The sequence below is a fragment of the Streptococcus sp. UBA632 genome, from assembly GCF_002300045.1.
Lineage (GTDB): Bacteria > Bacillota > Bacilli > Lactobacillales > Streptococcaceae > Streptococcus > Streptococcus alactolyticus.
Window position 1 is genome coordinate 1,371 of record NZ_DBPA01000054.1, and the last position, 5,400, is coordinate 6,770.

General features: G+C 42.8%; 4 protein-coding genes and 1 pseudogene. All 5 read left to right on the top strand.

All coding sequences use genetic code 11. From position 1 onward, the window contains the following. Window positions 1–579, top strand: a 579-nt coding sequence (locus B3473_RS06585; protein WP_293678008.1) for a lysophospholipid acyltransferase family protein, incomplete at its 5' end; no start/stop codon positions are given. A 102-nt stretch (window positions 580–681) separates the two neighbouring features. Next, a complete protein-coding gene (locus B3473_RS06590; RefSeq protein ID WP_167829303.1) occupies window positions 682–1,350 on the top strand; it encodes a helix-hairpin-helix domain-containing protein in 669 nt (222 codons plus the stop codon). Further along, window positions 1,343–3,578: pseudogene (locus B3473_RS06595) on the top strand (DNA internalization-related competence protein ComEC/Rec2). The gene B3473_RS06590 and the pseudogene B3473_RS06595 overlap by 8 nt, the downstream one beginning before the upstream one ends. 48 nt (window positions 3,579–3,626) lie before the next feature. Then, complete coding sequence (holA, locus tag B3473_RS06600; protein ID WP_154455095.1) at window positions 3,627–4,664, top strand: DNA polymerase III subunit delta; 1,038 nt, start codon at window positions 3,627–3,629, stop codon at window positions 4,662–4,664. 86 nt (window positions 4,665–4,750) lie between these two features. Continuing rightward, complete coding sequence (gene sodA, locus B3473_RS06605) at window positions 4,751–5,359, top strand: superoxide dismutase SodA (protein ID WP_154455114.1); 609 nt, start codon at window positions 4,751–4,753, stop codon at window positions 5,357–5,359. Window positions 5,360–5,400 lie beyond the last annotated feature (41 nt).

Below are 5,400 nucleotides of genomic sequence, written 5' to 3' on the forward strand. Positions count from 1 at the left end.
CCAAAAGAATTTATTTTCATGGCTAAAAAGGAATTGTTTACCAATCGGGTTTTTGGTTGGTGGATTCGCATGTGTGGTGCCTTTCCAATTGACCGTGAAAACCCTGGTAGAGATGCCTTACGTTACCCAATTAATATGTTGAAAAAAAGCAATCGCTCTTTGGTGATGTTTCCAAGTGGTAGCCGTCATTCAACAGATGTGAAAGGTGGGGTTGCGGTTATTGCCAAAATGGCAAAGGTTAAGATTATGCCTGTCGTTTATGCAGGTCCAATGGACGTTAAAGGGCTCTTGACAGGAGAGCGTGTTGACATGAACTTTGGGAACCCAATTGATGTGTCAGATATTAAACGCATGAATGATGAAGGGGTTGAAGAAGTCGCTCATCGCATTCAGACTGAATTTGATCGTTTGGATGCTGAAAATGCGACCTTTCATGTGGATAAAAAGCCAAATCCATTGACTTACATTTACCGCATTCCGTTAGGACTCATTGCCCTTGTTGTGGTGATTTTAACCTTGATTTTCAGTTACTTTGCTAGCTTTGTTTGGGATCCAGACAAACACCGTAAAATGAATTAAACCAAAAATGCTCGGCTATTAGCCGGGCTTTTTTCGAATAAATAAGTAGAAGTGGTCAAAAACCACAAAATCACAAATAAGGGAGTTAGAGTGTTGGACGTTATTTTGGAAACTATCAAAGCAAAAGTATCAGAGCATAAGGTCTTGGCAGCGAGTTTTGGGACCGTGTTTGCCATGTTGCTGGCTTTTTTTGTTTGGTCACAAGTCACTCAGCCTAAGGTGGAAGCCGAAAGCTCTTTGCCTGTCATTAGTAGCCAGTTGGCAAGCAGCAGTTCAGAGCAGGTCAAAAGCAAAACGGCGAGCAGCCAGTCTCAAACGACAAGTGGCAAAATAGTTGCGGACATCAAAGGGGCAGTGACCAATGAAGGTGTGTATGAGTTGCCTGCTGGCAGTCGGGTGACTGATTTGGTCAAAATGGCAGGTGGCTTCACGGAAGAAGCAGACCGAAAATCTGTGAATTTAGCTGAAAAAGTAAGCGATGAAGCTGTGGTTTATGTGGCAAAGATTGGGGAAGAGGTAAGTCCAGCCACAAAATTCCCCTCAACGGCCAGCGGTAGCCAGACAGAAGCTGCTACTGGTACCATCAATTTGAACACGGCGACAGCAACAGAACTTCAGACCATTTCAGGTATTGGGGCCAAACGTGCGCAAGATATCATTGATTACCGTGAGGCAAATGGCGGTTTTACTTCGGTTGAAGAATTGAAAAATGTGTCAGGTATCGGAGATAAGACCCTAGAAAAACTCAAATCAGAGGTGAGCATTGATTAACTATTTTCCCATTAAGCCAATTCAATTGGCTTTTTTAGTATTGTTGCTTTATTATTGGTGTTTCTCGCAAGCTTTATATTGTGGGTGTTTGCTATTGGTGGCCTTGCTACTTTTATGGAAACAGTACGGTTTTAAAAGATTAGGGCAGGTCTGCTTGTGTTTGGTAGGCTTTGCAGGTTTGTTTCTATACCAGGTGCAACAAGCAAATAGCGCTTACCGCTCAGCTCCCTCTAAGCTTCAACACATTCAGATAATACCAGACACTCTGTCAGTCAATGGGGATTTGCTCTCTTTTCGCGGTAAGGCAGATGGACGGACCTACCAAGCTTTTTACAGATTGTCATCGGAAAACGAGCAAAAATGGTTTAAAAATCTATCCCAAACAGTACTTTTATCTGGTGATATAGAGCTAGCAGAAGCTACGCCCCAGCGTAATTTCGGTGGTTTTGATTATCGGACTTATCTAAAACATGAAGGAATTTACCGTATGGCTACCGTGTCAGAGATTACGGAGATAAAGGCGGTTTCTTCTCTAACGTTTGTGGAAAGGTTGCATGAGTGGCGTCGTCAAGCCATTGTTAGCATTCAGCAGCATTTTCCAGCTCTCATGCAGCACTACATGACAGGGCTTTTGTTTGGTTATTTGGACAAGTCTTTCGCGGAAATGAGTGATATTTACACGAGTTTGGGCATTATTCATCTGTTTGCCTTGTCAGGTATGCAGGTTGGCTTTTTTGTAGGGATTTTTCGGACCTTCTTTTTGCGTCTGGGCTTGCGCCGTGACCAGGTGACGGTATTGCAAATGCCATTTTCCTTTGTTTATGCTGGGTTGACCGGTTTTTCCGTTTCTGTGATTCGAAGTTTATTGCAAGCTATTTTGGCACCATTTGGCATTAAACGATTGGACAATCTAGCTCTGACAATGCTGAGTTTGTTTCTAGTGATGCCCTCATTTTTGCTGACGACGGGCGGTGTTTTGTCGCTTGCTTTTGCGTTCATATTAAGTCTGGTGCAGTTTGATGACTTGACACGTTATTCTAAAATATTTGCTGAGAGTATCGCTATTTCGTTGGGGAGTCTGCCCTTGCTTATTTATTTTTTCTCGGTGTTTCAGCCCTTGTCGATTGTTTTGACGGCTTGCTTTTCATTTGCCTTTGACGTGGTTCTCTTGCCGCTTTTGTCCCTTGTTTTTCTCCTATCGCCTTTTGTTAAGCTGACCTTTTTAAATGGCTTATTTGTGTTTTTGGAGCAAATCATCAAGGTAACTAAGGGAATGATTGGAGCACCGCTGGTTTTTGGCAAACCCCATCTAGCTATTTTGCTGCTTTTCTTTCTAATATTAGGAATCTTGTACGATGTTTACCGTCGGAAAAAGCTGGCGCTTTTCTTGCTTGCTTGCCGTGGTCGCTCTACTCTTTTTTCAAACCAAGCATCCGCTGGAAAATGAAGTGACGGTGGTCGATGTTGGGCAGGGAGATAGTTTGTTTTTGCGAGATGTGACGGGCAAAACGCTGCTCATCGATGTGGGTGGCAAGGTTGGTTTTGGAAAGAAAGAAGCGTGGCAGGAGTGTTTCAGTGATAGCAATGCGGAACGGACGCTGATTCCTTATCTTAAGAGCCGAGGGGTCGGAAAAATTGACCAGTTGGTTTTGACCCACACCGATGCAGACCACATGGGGGATATGCTTGTTCTAGCCCAGGAAATGCCGATTGGCGAGGTTTTGGTCAGTCAGGGAAGTTTGACTAAGACAGATTTTGTGGCGAAATTGCAAGTCATGAAAACCAAGGTTCGAGCGCTCCAAGTAGGTGATATGCTGCCTATCATGGGTAGTCGCTTGCAGGTGCTCTATCCCCATGATGTAGGCGACGGTGGCAATAATGATTCGATGGTGCTTTATGGACAATTGCTGGGCAAACGCTTCTTGTTTACAGGGGATTTGGAAAAAGAGGGCGAGCAGGATTTAATGGCTACCTATTCTCATTTACCAGTGGATGTTTTAAAAGCAGGCCACCATGGTTCAAAAGGCTCCTCAAGTCCAGAATTTTTAGCCCACATTTCCCCACAAATGGCTCTGATTTCAGCAGGAGAGAAGAATCGTTACAAGCACCCTCACCAAGAAACCTTGGAACGTTTTAATCAGCAAGGTTTGCGCATTTACCGCACAGACCAAGAGGGCGCCATTCGGTTTAGAGGATTGACACATTGGCAAATCGAAACGGTGCGATGACTTGTTTGCCACCATGACGCTTGAGGGGATTTTTGATATAATAATGCTATGATTGCAATCGAAGAAGTGGACACACTAAAAAAGGAAAACCTAAGCTTGATTACAGTGGTGACAGGCGAGGATTTGGGTCAATTTTCCCAGCTGAAAGAACGCTTGATGGAGCGTGTGGGTTATGACAAGGACGATTTGACCTATTCTTATTTTGACATGGCTGAGGTGGATTATGAAGATGCTGAGATGGACCTTGAGAGTTTACCTTTTTTTGAAAACCAAAAGGTCGTGATTTTTGATAATCTGCTTGATATTACGACGTCTAAAAAAGCCTACTTGGATGACAAGGCCCTCAAACGTTTTGAAGCTTATTTGGAAAATCCTTTGGAAACGACGCGTTTGATTATCTACGCTCCAGGCAAATTGGACGGCAAACGCCGTTTGGTTAAGATTCTCAAGCGTGATTCCAGAATTTTTGAAGCCAAGCCTTTAAAAGAAGCAGAACTCAAAACTTATTTTCAAAAATTAGCGCATAAGGAAAAATTGACCTTTGATTCTGGGGCTTTTGACGCCTTGCTGTTGAAGTCTAACTATGATTTTAGTGAGATGTTGAAAAACATTGCCTTTTTAAAATCCTACAAGGCAGACGGTCATATTACGACAGATGATATTAGCCAAGCCATCCCTAAGACTTTGCAGGATAATATCTTTGATTTGACGCAGTTTGTGTTAAATGGCAGAATTAATGAGGCGCGTGACTTGATTCGTGATTTGCGTTTGCAAGGAGAGGATGAGATTAAGCTGATTGCGATTATGCTGGGGCAATTTCGGATGTTTCTACAAGTCAGCCTCCTAGCTCGTCAGGGCAATAACGAGTCGCAGATTGTTAGCCGCTTGTCTGATTATCTTGGCCGTCGGGTCAATCCCTACCAAGTTCGATTTGCGTTGCGGGATTCAAGGCCTTTATCCATTGCCTTTTTAAGATTAGCCATCAAGATTTTGATTGAAACCGATTATGCCATCAAAACAGGGACTTATGACAAGGATTATTTGTTTGATGTTGCCATTTTAAAAATCGCTCATGAACGCCATTGAAATCACTTTAAAAAGCGGTCAAATTATTTGCTCGCTCTGCTATTTTCTTATAGAATAAGAGTATAAAGATGAAAGAGGTAATCCGCATGGCTATTATTTTACCAAACCTACCTTACGCATATGACGCTCTTGAGCCTTATATTGATAAAGAAACCATGATTTTGCATCATGATAAACACCACGCTACTTATCTAGCAAATGCCAATGCTGCATTGGAAAAACACCCTGAAATTGGGGAAGATTTAGAGTTTTTGTTGTCAGATGTGACACGCATTCCAGAAGACATTCGTCAAGCCCTCATCAATAATGGTGGTGGCCACCTTAACCACGCGCTTTTCTGGGAATTATTGACGCCTGAAAAACAAGAACCAACAGCAGAAGTTCTAGCAGCTATTGAAGACGCTTTTGGCTCATTTGAAGACTTTAAAACAGCCTTTACCCAAGCAGCCACAACTCGCTTTGGCTCAGGATGGGCTTGGCTAGTGGTCAACCAAGAAGGCAAATTAGAAGTGATGTCAACAGGTAACCAAGATAACCCAATTTCACAAGGCAAACAACCTATTTTGGGTCTTGATGTGTGGGAACACGCTTATTACCTCAAATATCACAATGTTCGTCCAGATTACATCAAAGCTTTCTTTACCATTATTAATTGGGAAAAAGTCGCAGAATTATATAAAGCAGCAACTGCCTAAGTTGTTCGCTGAAAAATCGGCTCATTGTCAACTGTAGTGGG